The organism is Streptococcus sp. Marseille-Q3604 (assembly GCF_916619785.1).
GTDB lineage: Bacteria > Bacillota > Bacilli > Lactobacillales > Streptococcaceae > Streptococcus.
Map to the genome: position 1 here is coordinate 302,010 of NZ_CAKAKM010000001.1, position 25,215 is coordinate 327,224.

Consider the following 25,215-nt stretch of genomic DNA (forward strand, 5'->3'; position numbering starts at 1 on the left):
GATGTATAGTAAAATTTCGATAGAGGAGATCGATATGGTAAAACTTTCTAAAGAGACACATCTTGAGATGTTCACTAAAATGGAACGTATCCGTGAATTTGATTCACGTATTAATAAATTGGTTCGTCGTGGTTTTGTTCAAGGAATGACTCACTTTTCAGTTGGTGAGGAAGCAGCCAACGTTGGGGCTGTTCAACACTTGAGCTATGACGATATCTTCTTTTCAAATCACCGTGGTCACGGACAATCTATTGCCCAAGACATGGATTTGAATAAAATGATGGCGGAGCTTGCAGGAAAGGCGACAGGTGTTTCTAAGGGCCGTGGTGGTTCTATGCACTTGGCTGACTTTGAAAAAGGTAACTACGGAACTAACGGTATTGTTGGTGGTGGTTATGCTCTTGCCGTAGGTGCAGCTCTCACTCAGCAATACAAAGAAACAGGAAACATTGTTGTGGCCTTTTCAGGAGATGGTGCAACTAATGAAGGCTCATTCCATGAGTCAGTCAATATGGCAGCTACTTGGAAATTGCCGGTTATCTTCTTTATCATCAATAACCGTTATGGTATCTCAATGGATATTCATAAAGCTACAAACACACCTCACCTTTATACACGTGCGGAAGCTTATGGTATTCCTGGTTTCTACTGTGAAGATGGTAACGATGTTTTGGCTGTATACGAAACAATGGGCAAGGCTGTTGAGCATGTCCGTGGTGGTAACGGTCCCGCTATCGTTGAGGTAGAATCTTACCGTTGGTTTGGTCACTCAACTGCTGATGCAGGTGTTTACCGTACTAAGGAAGAAGTTGACGAGTGGAAGAACAATAACGACCCAATTATTAAATACCGTGACTATCTCGTTTCTGAAAATATCGCAAGCGCTGAAGAGTTAGATGCTATCCAAAGCCAAGTCAAGGCAGAGGTTGATGCAGCTTATGAGTTCGCCCAAAATAGCCCAGATCCAGAACTTTCAGTTGCCTTTGAAGATGTATGGGTAGACTAAAGAGAAAGGTTGAGGAATACAAGTATGAGTGAAACAAAATTGATGGCCTTGCGTGAGGCAGTAAACCTTGCTATGAGCGAGGAGATGCGTAAAGACGAATACATCTTCCTTATGGGTGAAGATGTTGGTATCTATGGTGGTGACTTCGGTACATCAGTTGGGATGTTGGCAGAGTTTGGTGAAAAACGTGTTAAAGATACACCAATTTCAGAGGCAGCTATCGCTGGTGCAGCTGTTGGATCTGCCATCACAGGTCTTCGTCCAATCGTTGACTTGACTTTCATGGACTTCATCACGATTGCCCTTGATGCTATCGTTAATAATGGTGCAAAAAACAACTACATGTTTGGTGGTGGTTTGAAGACTCCTGTAACTTTCCGTGTAGCTTCTGGTTCAGGGATTGGTTCTGCGGCACAGCACTCACAATCTCTTGAGTCATGGTTGACTCACATTCCAGGGATTAAAGTGGTTGCTCCAGGTAATGCTAACGACGCTAAAGGTCTTTTGAAATCTGCTATTCAGGACAATAACATTGTTATCTTCATGGAACCAAAAGCACTTTACGGTAAGAAAGAGGAAGTGACTCAAGATCCTGATTTCTACATTCCACTTGGAAAAGGGGAAATCAAGCGTGAAGGGACTGACCTTACTATTGTCACATATGGTCGTATGTTGGAACGTGTTCTTAAGGCTGCTGAAGAAGTGGCTGAACAAGGTATTAACGTTGAGGTCGTTGACCCACGGACGCTTATCCCACTTGATAAGGAATTGATTTTCGAGTCAGTTAAGAAGACTGGTAAACTGATGTTGGTCAATGATGCATATAAGACTGGTGGATTCATTGGTGAGATTGCTGCTATGGTTACTGAAAGTGAAGCATTTGATTACCTTGACCACCCAATTGTACGTTTGGCAAGTGAAGATGTCCCTGTACCTTATGCGCGTGTCTTGGAACAAGCGGTTCTTCCAGATGTTGAAAAGATTAAGGCTGCTATTATCAAGATGGCCAATAAAGGAAACTAACTTTCTAGCGACGGTTAAGTGATATGTCTCGCTAGTAAAATGTGTTTCTTGTTTTAACTGTGAGAGTATCGGAAAATATAATTTAAAGTAGAAAGGAGGGGGCGTTAAAGCGTTTGAGTTGATTTGAACTCAAACGAAATGCTTCGGAATTTAGATAGTTTTATTTGTGTGCAAGCACACTAACGTAAAACTCCTAAAATTCTGTCGCATTTTAGCGTTCTTAGTATCATAAAATATGGCTTTTGAGATTATTATGCCAAAGCTTGGTGTGGACATGCAGGAAGGCGAAATCATCGAGTGGAAGAAACAAGAGGGTGATGTGGTTAATGAGGGAGATATCCTTCTTGAAATCATGTCAGATAAAACGAACATGGAACTTGAAGCAGAAGATTCTGGTGTTCTTTTGAAGATTACCCGTCAAGCTGGTGAAACAGTACCAGTTACTGAAGTTATCGGTTATATTGGAGCAGAAGGTGAAGTTGTGGCTGATAATGCTGCGAGCGCACCGGCTGCAGAAGCTGCTCCGCAAGTTGAAGAAGTTGCTACTGTGGAAGCACCTGTAGTGGCAGCACAAGCCCAAGCCCCTGTCGTACACGAAGGTGGCAAAGTACGTGCAACACCTAAAGCACGTAAAGTAGCGCGTGAGTTGGGGATTGACCTCGCTCAAGTTCCAGGAACTGGAGCAAAAGGTCGTGTTCATGCTGATGACGTTGAGAACTTTAAGGGTGCTCAACCTAAGGCAACTCCGTTGGCACGTAAGATTGCAGCGGACCTTGGTATTGATTTAGCTAGCGTATCTGGAACAGGCTTTGGTGGTAAAATTACCAAGGAAGATGTCCTTGCAATCAGTGCCCCAGCCCAAGTTAAGGAAGCTGCAGCTGCACCTGTGGTTGAAGCTAAGCCAGAAAAAGTCTTGCCAGAAGGTGTGGAAGTTATCCCAATGTCTGCTATGCGTAAGGCTATCTCTAAGGGAATGACGCACTCTTACTTAACTGCGCCAACCTTTACCCTTAACTACGATGTGGACATGACTAACCTTATGGCTCTTCGTAAGCAAGTCCTTGATCCAATCATGAATAAGACTGGCATGAAGGTGACCTTCACTGATTTGATTGGTTTGGCAGTTGTGCGTACCCTTATGAAAGAGGAACACCGTTACCTCAATGCATCCTTGATTGATGATGCGCAAAATATCGAATTACACAAATTTGTTAATCTCGGTATTGCCGTTGGTCTCGATGATGGCTTGATTGTACCGGTCGTTCATGGTGCAGATAAGATGAGTTTGTCTGACTTTGTGGTGGCCTCTAAGGATGTCATCAAGAAAGCTCAGGCTGGTAAATTGAAGGCGGCAGAAATGTCAGGTTCTACTTTCTCTATCACTAACTTGGGAATGTTCGGAACCAAGTCATTCAATCCAATCATCAACCAACCAAACTCAGCTATCCTTGGTGTTTCAGCAACTATTCAGACACCGGTTGTTGTTGATGGTGAAGTTGTCGTACGTCCAATCATGGGTCTATGCTTGACTATTGACCACCGTATTGTAGATGGTATGAATGGTGCCAAATTCATGGTTGATTTAAAACATTTGATTGAAAATCCAATGGAATTGTTGATTTAAGTAAAAAAATATCTGAAAACTGAAGTTTTAAATAGAAAGGAGAGGGCGTTAAAGCGTTTGAGTTGATTTGAACTCGAACGAAATGCTTCGGAATTTAGATAGTTTTACTTGTGTGCAAGCACACTAACGTAAAACTCCTAAAATTCTGTCGCATTTTAGCGTTCTTAGTATCATAAAATATGGCTTTTGAGATTATTATGCCTAAGCTTGGTGTGGACATGCAGGAAGGCGAAATCATCGAGTGGAAGAAACAAGAGGGTGATGTGGTTAATGAGGGAGATATCCTTCTTGAAATCATGTCAGATAAAACGAACATGGAACTTGAAGCAGAAGATTCTGGTGTTCTTTTGAAGATTACCCGTCAGGCTGGTGAAACTGTACCAGTTACTGAGGTTATTGGTTATATTGGAGCAGAGGGTGAAGTTGTGGCTGATAATGCAGCCAGTGCACCTGTTGCAGAAGCAACTGCTCAATTAGAATCTGCTGGTCTTGAAGTTCCTAAAGCTCCTGCCACAGCTGCTCCAGCAGCTACTGCAGAAAAAGCACCACTTGCTGATAATGAGTACGATATTATTGTTGTCGGTGGTGGTCCTGCTGGTTACTATTCTGCCATTCGTGGGGCACAACTTGGTGGTAAGGTTGCTATCATTGAAAAATCTGAATTTGGTGGAACATGTTTGAATAAAGGATGTATTCCAACTAAGACCTACCTTAAAAATGCAGAAATCCTTGATGGGCTTAAGATTGCTGCAGGTCGTGGTATCAACTTAGCGTCAACAAACTACACTATCGATATGGATAAGACTGTTGACTTTAAGAACTCTGTTGTTAAGACTCTTACTGGTGGTGTTCAAGGTCTTTTGAAGGCTAACAAGGTTACTATTTTCAATGGTCTTGGTCAAGTTAACCCAGATAAGACAGTTACTATTGGTTCAGAAACAATCAAGGGACGTAATATTATCCTTGCGACTGGATCAAAAGTTTCACGTATCAATATCCCTGGAATTGAGTCACAACTTGTGATGACATCAGATGATATCCTTGACTTGCGTGAATTGCCTAAATCACTTGCTGTTATGGGTGGTGGTGTCGTTGGTATCGAACTTGGTCTTGTTTATGCTTCATACGGTGTAGAAGTAACTGTTGTTGAGATGGCTGACCGCATTATTCCTGCTATGGATAAAGAAGTGTCACTTGAACTTCAAAAAATCCTTGCTAAGAAGGGTATGAAGATCATGACTTCTGTTGGTGTTTCTGAAATTGTTGAAGCCAACAACCAATTGACCCTTAAACTTAATAATGGTGAAGAGATTGTAGCTGATCGCGCCCTTCTTTCAATCGGTCGTGTTCCTCAGTTGGATGGTCTTGAAAATCTTAACCTTGAATTAGACCGTGGTCGTATCAAAGTGAATGCTTATCAAGAAACATCAATCCCTGGTATCTATGCACCGGGTGATGTAAACGGAACTAAGATGCTTGCTCACGCTGCTTACCGTATGGGTGAAGTTGCAGCTGAAAATGCTATGCATGGTAACGTTCGTAAGGCTCACCTTGACTACACACCAGCTGCTGTATACACACACCCAGAAGTCGCAATGTGTGGTCTTACTGAAGAAGATGCACGCGCTAAATATGGTGATGTCCTCATTGGTAAATCAAGCTTTGCTGGTAATGGACGTGCTATTGCTTCAAACGAAGCTCAAGGTTTTGTTAAAGTCGTTGCAGATGCGAAGTACCATGAAATCCTTGGTGTTCATATCATTGGACCGGCTGCAGCTGAATTGATTAACGAAGCGTCAACAATTATGGAAAATGAATTGACTGTAGATGAGCTCTTGCAATCTATCCACGGTCACCCAACCTTCTCTGAAAACATGTACGAAGCCTTTGCTGACGTACTTGGAGAAGCAATCCATAACCCACCAAAGCGTAAATAATACGGATAAAATTCTCGGACAGATGTTCGAGGATTTTTCTTTTGTCGCAAATTTTCATCTTTAGATAAATCTCGTAAATTTCTTTGCATTTTTTGTGTTAAGTACGAATAGTTAGTTAAAGGGTTTTCAAATAAGATAAGTCGCTATTTTAGTAGCGTTTATAATTTTATAATATTTCTATTTTATTTAGAAAATTTTTAATAACGCCCTTTCCACGAGAGTTTTTCTGTGGTAAAATGGTTCAAGTATTACAAATGCAAAAGGAAAGTTAAATGCGAACAAAAGATTTTATCTACTATGCTAGTGCGGCTGTTCTCTTGGCTGTAACTACTCAGGTTGCTCAAGCAGACGAAGTGGCAACACAAACGCCTTCTATTACTGAAGGGAATCAGTATCAACCTGCGACAGCGGCTGAGATTTTTGGTGGTGAAGCAGCCTTACCTGTAACTCCTAGTTCAACGGTTTCAGCACCCGCAGCTTCGAGTGAAGTGGCAAAAGCTAGTGCTCCAGTGGTATCTACGTCTCCTGCTTCACAGAGTTCCGAGGCTGCAACGGCAACTGCATCAACATCTGTAGCTAACTCAACAACGATTGTTACGTCTACATCAGCAGTGACTTCAAACGCTAGCTCTGAGAGTGTGACCGCTTCTGCACATTCAACAGCTTCTGAAGCCCCTAACAGCGCTGTTGCCACACCTGCTAAATTAACGAATTCTACGGATGTTCCTTCGCCAACTCTTAAGGTGCAACCGAAGACTTTTATCGATGTCAGCAGCCATAATGGTGAAATCAGTGTAGATGACTATCGTGCTCTTGCACGCCAAGGTGTTGGTGGTGTCGTTGTTAAGTTGACTGAGGATACTTGGTACAACAACCCTAAAGCACCATCACAAGTTCGCAATGCTCAAATTGCCGGTCTTCAAGTATCTACCTATCATTTTTCTCGATACACAACAGAGGAAGAAGCACGTGCCGAGGCTCGTTTCTACATTCAAGCTGCACAAAATCTTAACCTTCCAAAGAGCACTGTTATGGTTAACGATTTCGAAGACTCTAAGATGCTTCCAAATATCAACCGTAACACTCAAGCTTGGGTTAACGAAATGCGTAAGCATGGATACAACAACTTGATGTTCTACACAAGTGCCAGCTGGTTGGATGAGAATAATCTAGGCTACCGTGGACCTGTCTCAACCTCTCAATTTGGTATCGAAAATTTCTGGGTCGCACAGTACCCATCATCAACTCTTACAGCTACAAGCGCTAAAAACATGCGTTACAATGCTAAAACTGGTGCTTGGCAGTTTACAGCAACTGCTAATATCCTGCCAGGTAAACATGTCTTCGACCACAGCGTGGATTATACAGGACGTTTCACAGCTAATGCTAGTGCTGAGGTTGATGCAACTCAAGGCAATTTGAGTGGAACCATTTCTATTGTCAACAATAATCCAACTGTTGGTAGCTTTGATGTTGTCATCTCTAATGTCAAAGCACCAAATGGTGTTGAAACAGTCTCTGTCCCAATTTGGTCAGAAATTAATGGTCAAGATGACATTATCTGGTATACGGCTAACCGTCAAAATAATGGAACTTATACAGTAAACGTTAAGGCTTCAGCTCATAAAAACTCGACAGGGCTTTATAATATCCACCTTTATTATGTTCAAAAAGATGGTCAATTGACGGGTGTTGGTGGAACAACTACGCAAGTCTTCATTGGTAAGACACCTGAGCAGTTGAAACCTAAAGCAAGTTTTGCTATTGAAAACAATAATGCTAAGGCTGGAACTTTTGACGCCGTTATCACCAATATCTCAGCACCACTAGGTGTTAAAGAAGTTTTGGTGCCATCATGGAGTCTTGAAAATGGCCAAGACGACCTTATTTGGCATAAGGCGACTAAGCAAACTGATGGCAGCTACCGTGTAACCATTAAGGCAAGTGAGCATAAGGGCACTAAAGGAAATTACCGTGCCGATGCTTATATCGTGGATACCTCTAACAATCGCCATTATATTGCTGAAAAAGTAGTGGCTGTTGATTATGCTCGACCAAGTGGTGTCCTTACGATTGAAAACAACAATACCGCAGCAGGTACTTTTGATGCAGTTGTTCGTAACATTGTTGCTCCTACAGGTTTGAAAGAAGTTCTTGTTCCTTCATGGAGTTTAGCTGGTGGTCAAGACGACCTTATCTGGCATAAGGCAACTCGTCAAGCCGATGGTTCTTACCGAGTGACTATCAAAGCAACGGATCATAAGAATTCAACTGGTAAGTACCGTGCCGATGCCTACCTTGTAGATGACTCTAACAAACGTTTCTACCTTACTGAAAAAGTGGTAGAAGTTTCTCAAACTCGTCCTAGTGCAAGCCTCTTTATTGAAAATAATAATGCTGATTTAGGTACTTTTGACGCTGTTATCCGCAATATCGTAGCACCAAATGGGGTTAAGGAAGTTTTAGTTCCTTCATGGAGTCTCGTTAATGGACAGGATGATCTCGTTTGGCACAAGGCTAGTCGCCAATCTGATGGTAGCTACCGTGTCACTATTAAGGCTAGTGAGCATAAAAATTCACTAGGAAATTACCGTGCTGACGTTTACATCGTAGATAATGCCAACCAACGTCATTATGTCACTGAAACCATTGTAGACGTAAAACATAATAAGCCAGTCGGTACTATTTCAGTTGTTAATAACAATAATGATACTGGTACTTTTGATGTCATTATCAGTGATGTCTATGGTTCTAAAGGTGTTCGTACTGTTCAAGTACCTATTTGGTCTGAAAAAGATGGTCAAGATGACATTCGTTGGTATGAAGCCACACGTCAAGCTAATGGCACTTATACGGTAAATGTTCAAGCTACTAACCACAAAAATTCAACAGGTTTGTACAATATTCATTTGTACTACATTTTAAATGATGGGTCACAAGTTGGTGTAGGAGGGACAACGACAACAGTTGAATTCCGTAATGCTAAGACTAAAACGCAAACCTATATCACTAATGTTAATTCAGAAGCAGGTAGTTTTACAGTTGTAGTTGATCAAGCGCCACAAGGACGTCAGATTAAGAATATTCGTGTAGCTGTATGGTCAGAAAGTAACCAAGGAAACCTTTCTTGGTACAATACAGCACCTACTGGAACACATACTGAAATCAATGTATCGACTGTTAATCATAAGAATCTCATAGGTAACTATACGACTCATGTTTATGTAGACTATGTAGACAATACTGTAGATGGATTCAACCTTGGTGAGACAGCTCTTGCTCCACGTAATCGTCGTGTTGAGCCTCAGACGACTTATTATTCTCAACGTGACCCTCGTTGGGCTTCTAAGTGGTATGGTGTCAGCAATATGGATCAATCTGGCTGTGTTCCAACATCACTTGCCATGACTTTTACAGATATCTTGGGAACTGTCATTGCACCAACGACAGTTGCGGATTATTTGTACTACAATACAAATTCATTTAACAAAACATCAGTCGCTGGTACTGATGCAGATGGTATTGTATTAGCAAGTAAAAATTGGGGTCTGAAGAGCAACGTACTTTCAAGTATTGCTAACATTGCCTCAGCTTTGATGTCAGGGCAACACGTTTTGGCGGCAGTAGGAGCAAGTCAATTTATCAATTATCCTTACACGCATGAAATCGTACTTCATGGCTATGATAATGGTAAAACATATGTTCGTGATCCATTTAACGCCAATAACAATGGATGGTATTCATTGGATTACATTCATGGTGTTCAGAGTAGAGATGCAATGGATACTAAGCTTGGTGCACCATTCTTCTCTGTCTTTGCTTAATCTATCAATCAAAGGTCTTTAGAAGGAAACTTCTAAGGGCTTTTTTAGTGTTGATTTTTGATAGTTATGTTGTTACTTACCTATTTTCAGAATATTATATACAGGGTTGAAATCTTATATTTATAGGTTTTTACGTTATTATTTTGGATTGTGTTAGTACTATTAGCATAGAAATTACTTAAAATTTTATCATTTTTGTAGTTTTTTTAGAGAATTATCACTTTTGCTCTATTCGTAAGATATTTTCTATGGTAAAATGGGTGACGTATTAAAAAGTGTCAAAGGAAAGTTAAATGCGAACAAAAGATTTTATCTACTATGCTAGTGCAGCTGTCCTCATGGCGGTGACCACTCAGGTAGCCAGTGCGGATGAGGTAGCCACTCAAATGCCTACAGTTACTGAAGGGAACCAATATCAACCTGCGACTGCAGCAGATATTTTTGGTGATGGAGCAGTTCTTGCGCAAGAGTCACCAGCAGCAAGACCAAGTTTAACTGTTGCGGAAACATCTACAGCCACAAGTGAAGTAACAAACTCAAGTGCTCCACAAGTCAGTCAAGCGAGCTCAACAACGGTTGTAGCATCTGAATCAAGAGGAGTTGCATCTGAATCTGTAGTTCAGCCGAACACGGTAGAGAGTTCTGAAAATGCTAGGGTATCGACTTCTTCTGAGGTTTCAAGCGAGGTTGTAGCTGGACCTGCTAAATTGACTCATGCTTCAGGTTCATCTAATGATACTGATGTTTTAAAACCGAAGGCTAGCTTCTCAATTGAGAACCACAACAAGGTAACTGGTACCTTTGATGCAGTGGTTCGAGATATTGTTGCACCATTGGGTGTTAAAGAGGTTCTTATCCCATCTTGGAGTCTAGCTAATGGTCAAGATGACTTGATTTGGCATAAGGCAGCTAAGCAAATGGACGGCTCTTATCGTGTAACGATTAAGGCGGTTGATCATAAGGGGGAAGCCGGCAATTACCGTGCAGATGCCTATGTTGTTGACCGAACAAATAAGAGACATTATATTTCTGAGAAAGTAGTCTCTGTAACTTACTCTCGTCCAAGCGCAACCCTAACTATTGAAAATAATAATGCAGCTACAGGCACTTTTGATGCTGTGGTGAAAAACATCATAGCTCCTACAGGTGTGAAAGAAATCTTAGTACCGTCATGGAGTCTAGTTGGTGGTCAAGATGATTTGATTTGGCATAAGGCTACGAAACAAGCGGATGGTTCTTACCGTGCTACCATTAAGGCAAGTGACCACAAAAATTCAACCGGTAAATACCGTGCCGATGCTTATATTGTAGATAATTTTAACAAGCGTTTTTACTTGACTGAAAAAGTGGTGGAAGTTAGCCAATCGCGTCCAAGTGCCAGCCTAACGATTGAAAATAACAATGCTACGACAGGAACTTTTGACGCGGTGGTTCGCAATATAGTTGCACCTAATGGTCTTAAAGAAATCTTGGTACCGTCATGGAGTCTTGTTAATGGACAGGACGATTTGGTTTGGCATAAGGCAAGTAAGCAAGCAGATGGCAGCTACCGTGTGACGATTAAGGCTTTAGACCACAAACATTCAACTGGAAAATACAGAGCGGATGCTTATCTCATAGATAATACTGGTAACCGCCAGTATTTGACTGAGACTGTGGTTGAGGTCAATGAAACTAAGCCAAGTGGTAGTATTTCTATCTTAAATAACAATGGTGCTGGAACTTTTGATGTGGTCATCAGCGATGTCTATAGCCCGAAAGGTGTGCGTACGGTTCAGGTACCTATATGGTCTGAGACTGATGGTCAAGATGATATTCGTTGGTATGAAGCCACACGTCAAACAGATGGCAATTACAAGGCTACTGTCCAAGTTGCCAACCACAAAAACGTAACTGGTCTTTATAATGTTTATCTTTACTATATCCAAAACGATGGCTCACAAATCGGTGTGGGAGGAACACAAACAAAAGTTACTTTGTCAGAACCTAAAGCCGACCTTGCTATCACTGGTCTCAACAATGCTACGGGTAGCTATGATTTTGTCATTTCAAATTTGGTTGCGCCGCGTGGCTTCAAAGAAGTCTTGGTTCCAACCTGGTCAGAAAAGAACGGTCAAGATGATATCATCTGGTACAAGGCAGCTAAGCAAGCAAATGGAGACTATAAGGTAACCGTTCGTTCAAGCAATCATAAGGGAGATAGTGGTCTTTATAATTCACATGTCTATTTGGTTGACAATGATGGTAAATTCATTGGCCTAGGTGGCAAACAAGTGACACTTGATATCACTAAAACTCAAGGAACATTGACTATTACCAATAATGATAAAAATCGTGGAACTTTTGATGTTCTTATCACCAATCTGACGAATCCAAGCGGTATTTCAGGTGTGGTAATACCTGTTTGGTCTGAGCAAAATGGTCAGGATGATCTTGTTTGGCATAATGCCACAAAGCAGGAGGATGGTTCCTACAAGGTGACTATTTCAGCTAGTCAGCACAAGTGGAATTCAGGTAAATACATCGTTCATGGCTATATTGTTGATTCTTCAGGTAAGAATATTGGTTTTGGGGCAACTTCAGCTGATGTGGTAGCCCCTAAGAAAATCGGTTCGGCATCAAGAGGAAACTACGATGTTTTAAATAAGGTTGTCTATCTAGATGCTGGCCATGGTGGCTATGATCCAGGAGCTTCGTACTTTGGTATTTCTGAAAAGAGCTTGACTTTGGCCATCCAAAGCCGTGTGAAAGCTAAACTAGAATCAGAAGGTTATCAAGTTGTGACCACACGTACCAGCGATACCTATGTTGATTTGACGGATCGCTCTCGTGCAGCTATTGCCTCTGAATCAGATATCTTCGTAAGTATCCACATCAATGCTTCAGGAAGTTCAGCATCACAGGGAATCGAAACTTATTATTACCAACCTTATGCAGAATACCCATCACGCATTAATGCGACCTACCATGCTAATCCGACTCGTTTGAGTATGAGCGATACCTTGGCAAATGCTATTCAGTCTAGCCTTATTAACGCAACTGGAGCTCAGAATCAGGGCGTTAAGCGTCGCACCTTTGCGGTCTTGCGAGAAACAACAGCGCCGGCAGTCCTTCTAGAACTAGGTTTCTTGTCAAATCCTCAAGAAGCAGCTCGCTTAACGACGTCTGCTTACCAAGAAACTTTGGCCAATGCGATTGTAGCAGGAATTAAGCGTTATTATTCTGTTTATAATTAAGAAATTGAGAGAATCTAATGGTTCTCTTTTTATTTTCAAAGAGCGAAAACGCTTGCATAAATCTAATCTAAATGGTATATTAAAAAACATGAAAACGTTAACCAAAAGGAGTTAGTATGAAAAGGAATACTCAAACTAATGACGAAAAAGTCCTTCGTTATAGTCTTCGCAAGTACAAGTTAGGGTTGGCTTCTGTAACCATTGGAGCTGTTTTTTTGAGCTTTGCTGCTACTCATGGAGTCAAGGCAGAAGAAGTAGTGTCAACACCTGCCTCAAGTACACAGGTTGAATCAGCTGATTCTAGTCTTACCACCAGTGGTCTAGTAACTGAAACGCCAACAGCTCCTCTAACAGCTGAGAATGGCACAGTGTCCAAGGAAAATGAGCCAGTTTCTCTTCCAGCAGAAAATACTAGTCCTACTGAGACTACCAAGCTAACTGAAACTAGCGAAAACACGCCAAAAACTGTAAGTACTAACAATAGTCAACCTCTTACGAATGCATCTGAGGAACCTATTGCTGACGGGTCTATTCGCTTGCATTTCCAAGAGTTGCCAAGTCAGGATAAGGCATCACTTGGGCTTTGGACTTGGGACGATGTGGAGACGCCATCATCTCAGAAAGGTGCTTGGCCAACAGGAGCAACCTCATTTGCAGAAGCGAAACAGGATGATTATGGTGTTTACCTGGATGTGAAGCTGTCTTCAACACCTAAAAAACTTAGCTTCCTTATTAATAATGCTGCTGGAACGAACCTTTCAGGAGATAAAACTGTTGAAATTCTAAGTCCTCAAATGAATGAGGCCTGGATTGACAAGGATTTTCAAGTTTACAGCTATCAGCCCATCCCTCAAGACCACGTTCGTATCAATTATTTCCGTACGGATGGCGACTATAGTAATAAGTCTGTATGGTATTGGGGAGATGTAAAGGATGCCCCAAGTAATTGGCCTGATGGTGTCAATTTCCAACCAAATGGTAAGTATGGTGCCTATTTAGACATTCCGCTAACAGAGGTTGCTAAATCTATCGGATTTTTACTCTTAGATGAGAGCAAAACAGGAGATGATGTGAAAATTCAACCAAATGATTATAAATTTAGTGACTTGAAAAAAACTCGTCAGCTTTTCGTACGAGATACTGATACGACAGTCTACACCAACCCTTATTTTGTTAAGGATGTACGTTTGACTGGAGCTCAGCAGCTTAGTCCAAGCCAAATCGAACTTAGCTTCACCAATTTAGAAGATGTTTCATCTGAGGACATTCTCAAAGACCTAAAGGTGACAGACAAGGATGGTAACAGTGCAACTCTTAAACAGCTTGACTTGGATGCTAAACGCAAAAAAGCTACATTAACAGGTGATTTTGCTGCGGAAAATCTGCCTTACAAGGTCACTTTGGGCAATGATAGTTTTAAAACGTCTGAGAGTTGGCAATTGAAGGATGCGCTCTACAGTTACGATGGTGAATTGGGTGCCCGTCTTCAAGAGAATGGTACTAAGGCACATGTGACACTTTGGTCACCAAGTGCAGATCAAGTAGATATCATTGTCTATGATAAGAATAATCAAGACATGGTTCTTGCTGAACATGCCCTAAGCAAAGGACCTCGAGGGACTTGGCAAGCTGACTTGCTTGCGACTGATCTTGGTTTGGAAAACTTAACAGGTTATTTCTATCAGTACCGCATTAAACGTGGTGATCAGTCTGTAATCGTTTTGGATCCTTATGCTAAGTCTTTGGCTGCTTGGAATAGTGACGATGCCAGCAAGGGACCTGAACACAAGATTGCCAAGGCTGCCTTTGTAGATCCTGCTAATTATGGACCAAAAGATCTTGACTACGCTAAGATTCCAAACTTTAAATCTCGAGAAGATGCCATCATTTATGAGGCTCATGTCCGAGATTTCACCTCTGATAAGGCTATCTCAACTGAATTGAAACATCAGTTTGGGACTTTCGCAGCCTTTGCTGAGCGTTTGGATTATCTTAAGGATCTCGGTGTTACCCATATTCAGCTTTTACCAGTATTAAGCTACTATTTTGTTAATGAAATGCAAAATGGGAAGCGTTTGGATGCCTATGCATCAAGTGATAGTAACTACAACTGGGGCTATGATCCACAAAACTATTTCTCTTTGACGGGTATGTATTCTGAAAACCCAAATGAACCAGCTAAACGTATCGAAGAATTCAAGAATTTAGTTGCTGCTATTCATGCCCACGGTATGGGCGTTATCTTGGATGTGGTCTATAATCATACAGCTAAGACAGCTATTTTTGAAGACCTTGAGCCAAATTATTATCACTTTATGGATGCTGATGGCACTCCTCGTTCGAGTTTTGGAGGGGGGCGTCTAGGCACGACTCACTATATGAGTCGTCGTGTCTTGGTTGATTCGATTGCTTATCTTACTAAGGAATACAAGGTGGATGGTTTCCGTTTTGATATGATGGGTGACCATGATGCTGAAAGTATCGAGCAAGCTTATCATGCTGCACGTGCCCTTAATCCAAACCTCATTATGCTTGGTGAGGGCTGGGTGACTTATACTGGCGATGAAAATAGCCCTGTTCAGCCTGCCGATCAGTCTTGGATGAAAGACACAGATACCGTAGCTGTATTTTCAGACGATATTCGAAACACCCTCAAATCAGGTTATCCAAACGAGGGGACACCTGCCTTTATCACAGGTGGCAAACGTGATATTAATAAGGTCTTTGACAATATCAAGGCACAACCAACTAACTTCGAAGCTGATTCTCCAGGTGATGTGATTCAATATATTGCTGCTCACGATAATTTGACCCTTTTTGATATTATTGCCCAATCAATCAAGAAGGATCCAAGCAAGCCTGAGAATAATGCTGAAATTCATCGTCGCTTGCGTCTAGGAAACCTCATGGTATTGACTGCTCAGGGAACACCATTTATTCACTCTGGTCAGGAATACGGCCGCACCAAACAGTTCCGTGATCCTGCCTACCGTTATCCTGTGTCTGAGGACAAGGTGCCGAATAAGTCACATCTCTTAGTGGATGAAAAGGGCAATCCATTTGACTATCCTTACTTTATCCATGATTCTTATGATTCTAGTGATGCCGTCAATCATTTTGATTGGACTAAAGCAACTGATAGTCAGGCATTCCCAGAAAATACGAAAACTCGCGCCTTTACCAAAGGTTTGATCGCCTTACGTAAGTCGACAGATGCCTTCAATTTCAAATCAAAAGCAGATGTAGATGCACGTCTAACGCTATTGACAGTTCTTGGTCAGGACAATGTCGCTCAAGAAGATTTGGTATTGGGATACCAAACTGTTGCTTCGAATGGAGATCGTTACCTTGTCTATGTCAATGCTGATAGCAAGGCTCGTCAGTTTGATTTGAGCAAGATTACAAATGGCCTATCTTATATGGTTTTGGCAGATGGCAGTCAAGTCAATTTATCTGGAATTAGTGAGTTATCAGGTGTGACAATCAACAATCACATCTTGACCTTGGACCCACTAACAGCGACTATTATTCGTTTGACTAATGCTCAGACGCCAACTGAGGCAGTAGATCAGCCTTCTGAAAAGACCGGGTCATTTGGTGGTAAAGATACTGAAGCAACTAAAGCAAATGTCAAGGCTTCAGGTAAAGAGGACCTTGTCGGAGATGCTGAACTTGTTAATCGTGACAATGGTCAGGCTAAGACTGAAGCTAGTCGTCAGACTGATAAACAACTGCCATCCACTGGTGAAAAGACAAATCGTGGACTCTTTTTAGCAGGTCTTCTAAGCATCCTTAGCCTAGGATTCCTTAGAAAACGACGGATGAAATAAATAAGTGACAACAGGTTATTTCCTGTTGTTTTCTTTTATTTAGAATCATTCTTATCTGCTCTTTAGAATAGTTCTTAAATAGCCTAAAACCGTTGACAGTGCTGGTTTCTTCTGTTAGTTTAGATATGTTCTCTTACATACGAGAGATCATTATTGACTTATCATCGTTCGTTCTTTATTAATGATAAAACGACGATTCACATATATAACGACAAATGTCGAACACTATCTTGAAAATAGGAGACATTCATGAAAAAACTTAGCAAACTTGGTGTTGTTCTTTTGGCATCAGGACTTTTATTGACGGCTTGTGCCAAATCTGGTAATTCAAGTAATTCAAGCTCAACGAGCTCAAAACTCACAGCCAGTGAGCAAAAGCAATTGAAGCAGGCGACAAGTGATTATAAGACTTTCGTAGAAGGCGAAATTGATCAGCTTTTGAAAGATACTGAAGGATTCAGTGAAACCCTCAAGTCAGGAAATCTTGAAGAAGCTAAGAAACAATACCCATTGATTCGTATGGCTTACGAGCGTTCAGAGCCGATTGCAGAAAGCTTTGGTGAGTCTGACGTGAAAATCGACTACCGTTTGGTTGATTACATGGACGAAAATAAATCAGAAGACGGTTGGTCAGGGTTCCACCGTATCGAACGTATCATGTGGCAAGACAACACGACAGAGGGTACAGATGCCTATGTAGATCAATTGGTTAACGATATTAAGGAACTCAAAGCTAAAATTGCAACTGTTAAAGTTACTCCAGATATCATGTTGACAGGTGCTGTTGACCTTCTGAACGAAGTAGCAACTCAAAAGATTACAGGTGAAGAAGAGGTCTTCTCACATACTGATCTTTACGACTTCCGTGCCAATATTGAAGGGGCAGAAAAAATCTTTGAACTTTTCAAGCCGTTGATCCAAAAGAAAGATGCTAAACTTGTGAAGACTCTGGAAACTGAATTCAAGAATGTGAATGGTCTTTTGGACAAACACATGACTGATGAGAAAAACTATAAGTCTTATACAGATTTGAGTGAGGCAGATACTAAGGAATTGGCCGAAGCTGTAACTAAACTTGGTGAACCATTATCACAAATGGGTGTTATCCTAGATGGGAAATAAGAAAAATGACTGACGAAAAATTTTTAGATCAAAAAATGGACCGTCGTGAATTTCTTAAAAAAGCAGGTATTGGAGGGGCTGGGCTTGCGCTTGGTCTTTCTGGTGCATCTGCTTTTTTCGCTAATCAGGATAGTTCAAGTAAAAAGGCTTATGATGGTGATGAAGATATTAGCTTCTTTGGCAAGCACCAGGCTGGGATTACGACTCCTATGCAGAAGGCTTGCTACTTGGTGGTGCTAGATCTTCATACAACCGATAAAAAAGAAGTCATCCAGCTTTTTAAAGACTGGACCGATTATAGTAGTAAATTGGTTGAAGGAGAGTTAGTCAAAAAAGACGGTTCTAATGCCCTCTTGCCTCCTACGGATACAGGCGAAACGGTGGGACTCAATCCCTATCGCCTGAGTTTGACTTTTGGAGTTTCGGCTGATTTTCTTAAAAAACTTGGTTTAGAATCCAAACGTCCTAAGCTCTTCCGTGATTTGCCTCCATTTCCAAAGGAGCAGTTGCAGGACAAGTATACGGGCGGGGATATCGTGATTCAAGCCTGTGCGGACGATGAACAAGTAGCTTTCCACGCTATCCGCAATCTGATTCGTAAAGGTCGTAATAAAATCACCATGAAGTGGAGCAAATCAGGGTTTGCAGCTATCGGAGACCGCAAGGAAACGCCTCGAAATCTTTTTGGTTTCAAGGACGGTACTGCCAATGTTACGACAGAAAAGGAATTCGACAAGGTTGTCTGGACTGATAGTCAAGATTGGATGAAGGGTGGTTCTTATATGGCTCTTCGTCTGGTACAGATGCATTTGGAGACTTGGGATCGTACCAACTTGCAGGAGCAGGAAAACACCTTTGGTCGTTACAAGGAATCAGGCGCTCCCTTTGGTAAGAAAGATGAGTTTGACGAAGTAGATTTGTCAAAATTACCAGTCGATTCGCATGTGCGTTTGGCAAAAGAAGTAGACCTTCCTATCTTACGTCGTTCATATTCTTATTCAGATGGCATTGATGAGAGAACTGGCCAGTTTGATTCAGGTTTGATTTTCATTGCCTACCAGAAGGATCCAGACCGTTTTGTTAAAATTCAGACCAATCTTGGTGCTGTAGACAAGATGAACGAGTACATCACCCATATCGGAAGCGGGCTCTTTGCTTGCTTTGCTGGGGTGGAGAAAGGAGGCTACCTTGGTCAAGCACTCTTTGAATAAACTCATCGTTTTACTTGGGCTTTTAGCCTTATTCTGGACCTATCCAGTAGCTGCTGAATCATACAGTGACCTCTATATCAAAATTACAGATGCGACAACAGCTGTTCAAAATAAAGATCAAGCTAAAGCTAAGGAATTGGTTGCTGAGATTAAGACTGATTTCGAAACAAAAGAAAATCACGATTCCAAGGGGGGTAAAAAAGTTAGCAAGGCTCTTGATATTAAGGGTGACGTGACAGAAGAGGACCTAACCTCTATTTCGTCAGCCCTTCTTAAATTTGAGAAAGAGCAAAATCCTGTTGATTTAGATGCCGAAAAGGAAAAACTTGAAACACGCCTAGAGCCTTATTTCAAAAACTTACAGGATGCCATTACGGCCAAAGACCTGGCTGCAACACGCAAAACTTACAGTGAATTAAATAATGCTTGGACGAGAAATGAAGCTGTTGTCCGTGACCACAGTACTGCCTACTACGGCAAGATTGAGACGGCCATTTCACTTTTGCGAAGTAGCATTGAGACGGAGCCTACTGATTTCACCAGCATCCAGTCATCTTATGATGATCTCAAGAGTGGGATTGATGACTTTATCAAGGGTGTCCCTCTTGATAGCACAAGCTCAAGTTTAACCCTAAAAGATGGTATTAAGCTCTTGGAAAAGGCTCTAGGTCAATTCCAAGCAGGTGATGAAAAAACGGCTGCGGCAACTATGAAGAAGTTCATCACTATCTGGCCAACCATTGAAGGCGATGTAAGCACAACTAATCCAAGCCTTTATACGCGTGTGGAAAGTGAAACACCTGTTATCATGGTTAAGGGAAAAGAAAAAGCTTATCAGGACAAACTGCAAGCCTTGATCACAGACTTATCTGCTATTGATACAAGTGCTTCTTATAATGCCTTTGATGCCATGTTGATTCTCTTACGTGAAGGGGTTGAAGCCCTCCTCATTGTTATGGCACTTGTGACAACTCTTAAGGCAGCCAAGATGCGTAAGGGACTCAAATGGGTTTATGGCGGAGCCATTGCTGGTGTTCTTGCTAGCGCAGTTATAGCTGTTATCTTACAAGTTGTCTTTCCAGCTGTGACCTCGGGGGCTAACCGTGAAATTATTGAAGGTGGCGTTGGTATCTTTGCAGTTGCGATGATGATTCTGATTGGAATTTGGCTCCATAGCAAGTCTTCAGTCAAACAGTGGAATGACTTTATGGATCGCCAGATGAAGACGGTGACGGCTACTGGAAGCTTTGTGTCCATGTTTGCACTCAGTTTCTTGGCTGTCTTCCGTGAAGGTGCCGAGACTATTCTTTTCTATGTCGGTATTGTCCCACGTATCACGACAGCTAATTTCTTGATTGGTATTGCTTCAGCCATTGCAGTTCTTGTTATCATTGCTGTGGCTATGACTAAAGCGAGTCACTATATTAAACCGCACCGCATTTTCTTTATTTTGACTTGGTTGATTTATGCCTTGGCCTTCAAGATGCTCGGTGTCAGTCTTCATGCCCTTCAGTTAACTAATATGATGTCTAATCATTTGATTAGTGGTTTCCCAACCATTGATTGGGCTGGTATCTATCCAAGCTGGGAAGTCTTGATTCCACAACTTATCTTTATTGCTATTATTGCCTTTGTGACGGTGAAACAGCATGGCAAGAAATAAAGATGAGATGACTATTGTTGAGCATCTGGTGGAATTTCGGAGACGTTTCATTGCAGTAGTGTTATGCTTTTTCCTAGTTTTTTGTATTACTCTGTTGTTTGCTGGGCAACTCTATGCTTATCTAACCAGAGGATTTGACAAGCCTTTATTAGTTCTAGGGCCTAACGATATTCTTTGGATTTACATTAACCTAGCAAGTCTTATGGCTTTTACGGTGACGCTGCCTTTTACCACTTACCAGATTTGGCAGTTTGTGAAACCAGGTTTAAGGGACAATGAAGCGCGTGCTATCTTTGCTTATATCCCAGCAACTTTTGTCTGTTTTGTATTGGGCTTGGCTTTTGGTTATTATTTTGTGAGTCCAGCTATCTTAGAAGTGCTTTTAAAACTAGGCGAAGGGCTCTTTGATACACAAATTACAGCACAGAACTACCTTAGTTTTTTACTGCATACGACAGTGCCTTTGGCTGTTCTCTTTGAACTTCCCGTAGTTGTGAGTTTTTTGACATCTATCGGCATAATAACACCAGTTTTTCTGACACACTATAGACGCTATGCTTACTTTATTCTCTTGGTTTTGGCGGTCATTCTAACACCAGCTGACTTTATCAGTGACCTGGCCATGACGGCACCCTTAATCTTGCTTTATGAAGTTAGCGTAACTCTAAGTAAGCTCATTTATAAACGTAAACAAAGAAAATATAAAGATAAATAGAAAGGAAATCTCATGGGAATTCTACGTGATATCGGAGCCCCAGGACTTATCATTATTGTTCTAGGAGCCCTCCTCATATTTGGTCCTAAACGCTTGCCAGAACTCGGGCAATCCATCGGTAAAATGCTAGCCGAATTTAAAGCAGCTGTAAATAAGACTGATGAAGATAAAAAGGATCAAGAGACTGGGAAGAAAGACTAGTTTCTAGATACTCTATTTTCTTGACAATTCTAAGCTTTTGTGACATAATACACTTGTATTGAATAGTAAGTCTATATCATAGGCAAGAAAAGACCCCAAGCTAACTTCCACATAAGCTCGGGGTCTTTTTTAGCACTATCTATCCTTGTTTAACCACTTGTCGATCAGACGAAGGATAACACCGACCACAATAGGTCCGATGATAGTTTTGAATAGTAAATCCATCATAGGCAAACTCACCTCCCTTCGTAGGCGGTGTCGAGGTGCCAAGGGATATTATATCATAGATTGAGAGAGTTGTTTAGTGAGTGTCAGGAAGTAAAAGTTAAAAGGTAGTTTGATCATGCCATACAAAAAAATCAGCCTTCTTGAGCTGATTTTTTTATTTTACAAACTGATACGTTTTTCTGTCTCAGCGTCGAAGAAATGACCTTTTGCAACACTGAAAGTAAGATTTACTTTTTCACCTGGATTGTGGAAGTCACGCGCATCAACACGGGCAGCAAATTCAGTTTCTCCAAGTTTTAGGTAAAGCATTGTTTCTGCACCAAGGAGCTCTGAAACGACGACTTCAGCATCTACATTGGCATCTGGATAGACTTCTTGAACGATTGGACGGCTTGAAACATCTTCAGGACGGATACCAAAGATAACTTCTTTGCCTTGATAACCTGTTTCTTTCAAGATTTTAGCTTGACCTTCAGAAATTGCAATATCCAAGCCTTCAGAGTTAGTGATACGGTTGCCATCAACCTTAACATTGAAGAAGTTCATAGCAGGACTTCCGATAAATCCAGCAACAAATTTGTTGGCTGGTTCATTGTAAAGTTCCTGAGGTGTACCAATTTGTTCGATACGACCGATAGTACCAGAACCATCAGGGTTTTTAGTAGAACTCATGATAACGATACGGTCAGCAAGAGTCATGGCTTCTGTTTGGTCGTGAGTAACATAGATAGTTGTTGCGCCAATATTACGAGTAATTTTAGCAATTTCAGCACGCATAGTGACACGAAGTTTAGCATCCAAGTTTGAGAGAGGTTCATCCATGAGGAAGACTTTAGCATCACGAACGATGGCACGTCCCATAGCTACACGCTGACGTTGACCACCAGAAAGATCTGCCGGCTTACGATCTAAGAACTCAGTCAACCCAAGGCTAGCAGCAGCTTCACGCACACGTTTGTCGATATCGTCTTTTTTATATTTACGAAGTTTAAGACCAAAGGCCATATTTTCATAGACAGTCATGTGTGGGTAAAGTGCGTAGTTTTGGAATACCATGGCAATGTCACGGTCTTTTGGTGATTTGTCATTAACCACTTCACCATCAATATAGAGTTTACCTTCAGTGATTTCTTCAAGACCAGCAACCATACGGAGAGTTGTTGATTTACCACATCCTGAAGGACCTACGAAAACGATGAATTCCTTGTCTTTGATGTCGATACTGAAATCTTCAACAGAGTAGTGAGTTGCATTTGGGTATTTTTTGTAAATTTTATCCAGTTTAAGAGTTGTCATATCATTTATCCTTTATTATTTAACTGATCCGCCGGTTACACCTTCAACATAGTATTTCTGCATGAAGATAAAGAGAAGGGTGATTGGGATGGCGATGATAATAGCACCTGAGGTAAATGGAAGGAACCATTCATTGATAGCGTCTTGGTTAAGCATTTGGTAGAGTCCAAGGGCAACGGTATATTTATCTTTAACGTCACCAAGGATAACAGATGCAAAGATGAAGTCTACCCAAGGTCCCATGAAGGCCATGAGGGCAGTGTAGACGATGATTGGTTTAGAAAGTGGCAAGGTAATCTTGGTAAAGATTTGAAGACGAGTTGCCCCATCAATCATTGCTGATTCATCCAATGAGTAGGGAATGGTATCAAAGAAACCTTTCGCAATGTAGAAACCAAGTGCTGCCCCAGCAGAATAAACCAAAACCAAAGATGTCAAGGTTTGTGTCAAATTAAGGGCCTTCAAAATATAGTAGACCGCAATCATAGACATGAAACCAGGGAACATGTTAAGTACAAGTGCCAATTTCAAGAAGCCATTTCTGTGTTTGAATTTAATACGGCTAAGTGAGTAGGCCATCCCAACGGTAATCAAAGTTGAGAGGATACATGTACATGTGGCAACGATGAAGGTATTGATGAACCATTTTCCAAATGGATAAGCATCGCTGGTAAATAGTTTGATGTAGTTATTAAATGTGTAAGTCTTAGGGAAGAAGTAAGGCACCGCATTGGCTCCTTCACCACGGAAACTTGTAAGGAAGATCCAGATAATAGGAATCAACCAGATAACAGCTAGAACTGTCAATAGAATATAAGTACCAGTTAGGTAAAGATTTTTCTTACGTTTCATTATTTAGCAGCCCCTTCCTTGAATGAAGATGATCTTGTGTAGGCCAAGAGACTGAATGTTGCAGAGATGGCGAAAATCAAGATACCGATAACAGATGCCAAGTTATAGTCTTTAGCGCTAACAGTCAGTTTGTAGAGCCAAGTTACCAAGAGGTCAGTTGAACCCGCTTGATAGTATTCAGAATTTTTAGGTCCACCACCAGTAAGGAAGTAGATAACGTTGAAGTTATTGATATTACCGATGAATTGTTGAATCAATGATGGCGCCATAATCAAGAGAATTTGTGGGAAAGTGATGCTCTTGAAGATTTGGAACTTGCTTGCTCCATCAATTTCAGCTGCTTCAATCTGCTCAGTTGGCAAGTTCATGATGATACCAGTTGCGACCAACATTGTGAATGGAATACCAATCCACATATTAACAAAGATAATAGAGAACTTCGCCCAGAGAGGATCAGTCAAGAACGGAATAGGTCCATTAGTGAGATGCAAGGTTTGAAGCAAACCATTCAAAGGCCCATGGTCATTAAGGAAGTTACGCATCAAAAGAAGTGATACAAACTGAGGAACGGCGATAGTGATAACAAAGAGTGTACGCCATACTTTTTTGAATTTAAGGCCCTTAGTGTTAAGCAGTAGAGCAAGGACAATACCGAAGAAGAAAGTAGTTGCTGTTGCAGCAACGGCCCAAATCAAGGTCCATGTCAAAAGTGGGAAGAAAGTACCAGCCATACGACCTTGTAAGACTTCACCAAAACTTGAGAAACCAACCCAGTCAAAGAGTGATTTAGGTGCTGGGTGATTGTGGTCAAAGTTAGTAAAGGCCAAACAGATCATGTAGATCAAAGGCAAGATTGTGAAGAGCAAAACTCCAATCAGTGGGACAGTCATAAGACCCATGTGGAAACGGCCATCAGCCAAGGTCTTGAAGTCTTCGATAAAGTTAGGAACTTTACGTCCAGACTGTTTGAGAGCCATGAGATGACGAGCGCTTTTAAGGTTACACCAGTAAATATAAGCGAAGACTGCACAGAAGATTAATGACGCAAGTCCAAAAATCAACATAAGCATTGAATTATCTCCAGCAACCTGAACTGTAAGTTTAACGCCATTAACTTCTTTAACGGCCTCACCTTGTTCTTGAGTTCCCAAAGTAATCATTCCTTGAAGAGCTGGGACAATTTGGATAACGAATGCTACTAAGAAGGCAATCTCAGAAAGGAGGAAAAGCAATCCCTTGGTAAACTGTTTGTTAACCAAGTTTGCTAATCCCATTACCAGAAAGGATAATTTGACATCCCATGTACCTTCTTTGAAGACTTGGCGCATAGGAGTTGTGTCGTAGATTGTTTGTGACATAGATATCTCCTCAGATAAATGTGTGATTAGTGATGGTTTCTATTTTGTCTACAAATAAAAGATAAAGAGGATAGGAACTTGACCCACCT

General features: G+C 41.3%; 16 protein-coding genes. 12 read left to right on the forward strand and 4 right to left on the reverse strand.

All coding sequences use genetic code 11. The features are described from left to right. Window positions 1–34 precede the first annotated feature (34 nt). The 12 genes from LG375_RS01355 (at window position 35) to LG375_RS01410 (ending at window position 21,392) form a co-directional block, all read left to right on the forward strand. Window positions 35–1,006: a thiamine pyrophosphate-dependent dehydrogenase E1 component subunit alpha gene (locus LG375_RS01355; RefSeq protein ID WP_021144192.1), complete on the forward strand. Its 972-nt coding sequence runs from the start codon at window positions 35–37 to the stop codon at window positions 1,004–1,006. A 24-nt stretch (window positions 1,007–1,030) separates the two neighbouring features. Continuing rightward, the gene (locus LG375_RS01360; RefSeq protein ID WP_225745125.1) at window positions 1,031–2,029 is read left to right on the forward strand and encodes an alpha-ketoacid dehydrogenase subunit beta; all 999 of its coding nucleotides are present in this window, start codon (window positions 1,031–1,033) and stop codon (window positions 2,027–2,029) included. A 235-nt stretch (window positions 2,030–2,264) separates the two neighbouring features. After that, window positions 2,265–3,653, forward strand: coding sequence for a dihydrolipoamide acetyltransferase (locus LG375_RS01365; RefSeq protein ID WP_139724303.1), 1,389 nt, complete (start codon window positions 2,265–2,267; stop codon window positions 3,651–3,653). A 179-nt stretch (window positions 3,654–3,832) separates the two neighbouring features. Beyond that, complete coding sequence (gene lpdA / locus LG375_RS01370; RefSeq protein ID WP_049546003.1) at window positions 3,833–5,590, forward strand: dihydrolipoyl dehydrogenase; 1,758 nt, start codon at window positions 3,833–3,835, stop codon at window positions 5,588–5,590. 272 nt (window positions 5,591–5,862) lie between these two features. Then, window positions 5,863–9,414, forward strand: a complete 3,552-nt coding sequence (locus LG375_RS01375) for a GBS Bsp-like repeat-containing protein (RefSeq protein ID WP_225745126.1) — start codon at window positions 5,863–5,865, stop codon at window positions 9,412–9,414. A gap of 293 nt (window positions 9,415–9,707) precedes the next feature. Continuing rightward, window positions 9,708–12,650, forward strand: a complete 2,943-nt coding sequence (locus LG375_RS01380) for a GBS Bsp-like repeat-containing protein (RefSeq protein ID WP_225745127.1) — start codon at window positions 9,708–9,710, stop codon at window positions 12,648–12,650. A gap of 116 nt (window positions 12,651–12,766) precedes the next feature. Further along, window positions 12,767–16,480, forward strand: coding sequence for a pullulanase (locus tag LG375_RS01385; RefSeq protein ID WP_225745128.1), 3,714 nt, complete (start codon window positions 12,767–12,769; stop codon window positions 16,478–16,480). Window positions 16,481–16,729: 249 nt separating this feature from the next. Beyond that, entirely contained in the window at window positions 16,730–17,602 is an 873-nt protein-coding gene (gene efeO / locus LG375_RS01390) for an iron uptake system protein EfeO (RefSeq protein WP_002890936.1), read from the forward strand. Between the two features lie 5 nt (window positions 17,603–17,607). Next, window positions 17,608–18,813 carry an iron uptake transporter deferrochelatase/peroxidase subunit gene (gene efeB, locus LG375_RS01395; RefSeq protein WP_070438526.1) on the forward strand — a complete coding sequence of 402 codons (1,206 nt, stop codon included), beginning with the start codon at window positions 17,608–17,610 and terminating at the stop codon, window positions 18,811–18,813. Continuing rightward, complete coding sequence (locus tag LG375_RS01400) at window positions 18,791–20,476, forward strand: FTR1 family iron permease (RefSeq protein ID WP_070475939.1); 1,686 nt, start codon at window positions 18,791–18,793, stop codon at window positions 20,474–20,476. Before efeB ends, LG375_RS01400 begins: the two co-directional genes overlap by 23 nt. Beyond that, complete coding sequence (tatC, locus tag LG375_RS01405; protein WP_060973271.1) at window positions 20,463–21,191, forward strand: twin-arginine translocase subunit TatC; 729 nt, start codon at window positions 20,463–20,465, stop codon at window positions 21,189–21,191. Before LG375_RS01400 ends, tatC begins: the two co-directional genes overlap by 14 nt. Before the next feature lie 12 nt (window positions 21,192–21,203). Next, a complete protein-coding gene (locus LG375_RS01410) occupies window positions 21,204–21,392 on the forward strand; it encodes a twin-arginine translocase TatA/TatE family subunit (RefSeq protein ID WP_002890941.1) in 189 nt (62 codons plus the stop codon). Between the two features lie 135 nt (window positions 21,393–21,527). Here the strand turns inward: LG375_RS01410 and LG375_RS01415 are convergent, their stop codons facing one another. The 4 genes from LG375_RS01415 to LG375_RS01430 form a co-directional block, all read right to left on the reverse strand. After that, window positions 21,528–21,620 carry a type I toxin-antitoxin system Fst family toxin gene (locus LG375_RS01415; RefSeq protein WP_004182539.1) on the reverse strand — a complete coding sequence of 31 codons (93 nt, stop codon included), beginning with the start codon at window positions 21,618–21,620 and terminating at the stop codon, window positions 21,528–21,530. Between the two features lie 159 nt (window positions 21,621–21,779). After that, on the reverse strand, window positions 21,780–22,916 hold the full coding sequence (locus LG375_RS01420; RefSeq protein ID WP_002890942.1) for an ABC transporter ATP-binding protein: 1,137 nt from the start codon (window positions 22,914–22,916) through the stop codon (window positions 21,780–21,782). 15 nt (window positions 22,917–22,931) lie between these two features. Continuing rightward, window positions 22,932–23,768 (reverse strand): sugar ABC transporter permease, encoded by an 837-nt coding sequence (locus LG375_RS01425; protein ID WP_021144180.1) that lies wholly within the window; start codon window positions 23,766–23,768, stop codon window positions 22,932–22,934. After that, window positions 23,768–25,126 carry a carbohydrate ABC transporter permease gene (locus LG375_RS01430; protein ID WP_225745129.1) on the reverse strand — a complete coding sequence of 453 codons (1,359 nt, stop codon included), beginning with the start codon at window positions 25,124–25,126 and terminating at the stop codon, window positions 23,768–23,770. The genes LG375_RS01425 and LG375_RS01430 overlap by 1 nt, the downstream gene beginning before the upstream one ends. Window positions 25,127–25,215: the final 89 nt, after the last annotated feature.

What these genes read in the sequence shown, in the direction of transcription:
- LG375_RS01355 (WP_021144192.1), top strand. Translation starts at nt 35, where the DNA reads ATGGTAAAACTTTCTAAAGAGACACATCTTGAGATGTTCACTAAAATG.
- LG375_RS01360 (WP_225745125.1), top strand. Translation starts at nt 1,031, where the DNA reads ATGAGTGAAACAAAATTGATGGCCTTGCGTGAGGCAGTAAACCTTGCT.
- LG375_RS01365 (WP_139724303.1), top strand. Translation starts at nt 2,265, where the DNA reads ATGGCTTTTGAGATTATTATGCCAAAGCTTGGTGTGGACATGCAGGAA.
- lpdA (WP_049546003.1), top strand. Translation starts at nt 3,833, where the DNA reads ATGGCTTTTGAGATTATTATGCCTAAGCTTGGTGTGGACATGCAGGAA.
- LG375_RS01375 (WP_225745126.1), top strand. Translation starts at nt 5,863, where the DNA reads ATGCGAACAAAAGATTTTATCTACTATGCTAGTGCGGCTGTTCTCTTG.
- LG375_RS01380 (WP_225745127.1), top strand. Translation starts at nt 9,708, where the DNA reads ATGCGAACAAAAGATTTTATCTACTATGCTAGTGCAGCTGTCCTCATG.
- LG375_RS01385 (WP_225745128.1), top strand. Translation starts at nt 12,767, where the DNA reads ATGAAAAGGAATACTCAAACTAATGACGAAAAAGTCCTTCGTTATAGT.
- efeO (WP_002890936.1), top strand. Translation starts at nt 16,730, where the DNA reads ATGAAAAAACTTAGCAAACTTGGTGTTGTTCTTTTGGCATCAGGACTT.
- efeB (WP_070438526.1), top strand. Translation starts at nt 17,608, where the DNA reads ATGACTGACGAAAAATTTTTAGATCAAAAAATGGACCGTCGTGAATTT.
- tatC (WP_060973271.1), top strand. Translation starts at nt 20,463, where the DNA reads ATGGCAAGAAATAAAGATGAGATGACTATTGTTGAGCATCTGGTGGAA.
- LG375_RS01410 (WP_002890941.1), top strand. Translation starts at nt 21,204, where the DNA reads ATGGGAATTCTACGTGATATCGGAGCCCCAGGACTTATCATTATTGTT.
- LG375_RS01415 (WP_004182539.1), bottom strand. Translation starts at nt 21,620, where the DNA reads ATGATGGATTTACTATTCAAAACTATCATCGGACCTATTGTGGTCGGT.
- LG375_RS01420 (WP_002890942.1), bottom strand. Translation starts at nt 22,916, where the DNA reads ATGACAACTCTTAAACTGGATAAAATTTACAAAAAATACCCAAATGCA.
- LG375_RS01425 (WP_021144180.1), bottom strand. Translation starts at nt 23,768, where the DNA reads ATGAAACGTAAGAAAAATCTTTACCTAACTGGTACTTATATTCTATTG.
- LG375_RS01430 (WP_225745129.1), bottom strand. Translation starts at nt 25,126, where the DNA reads ATGTCACAAACAATCTACGACACAACTCCTATGCGCCAAGTCTTCAAA.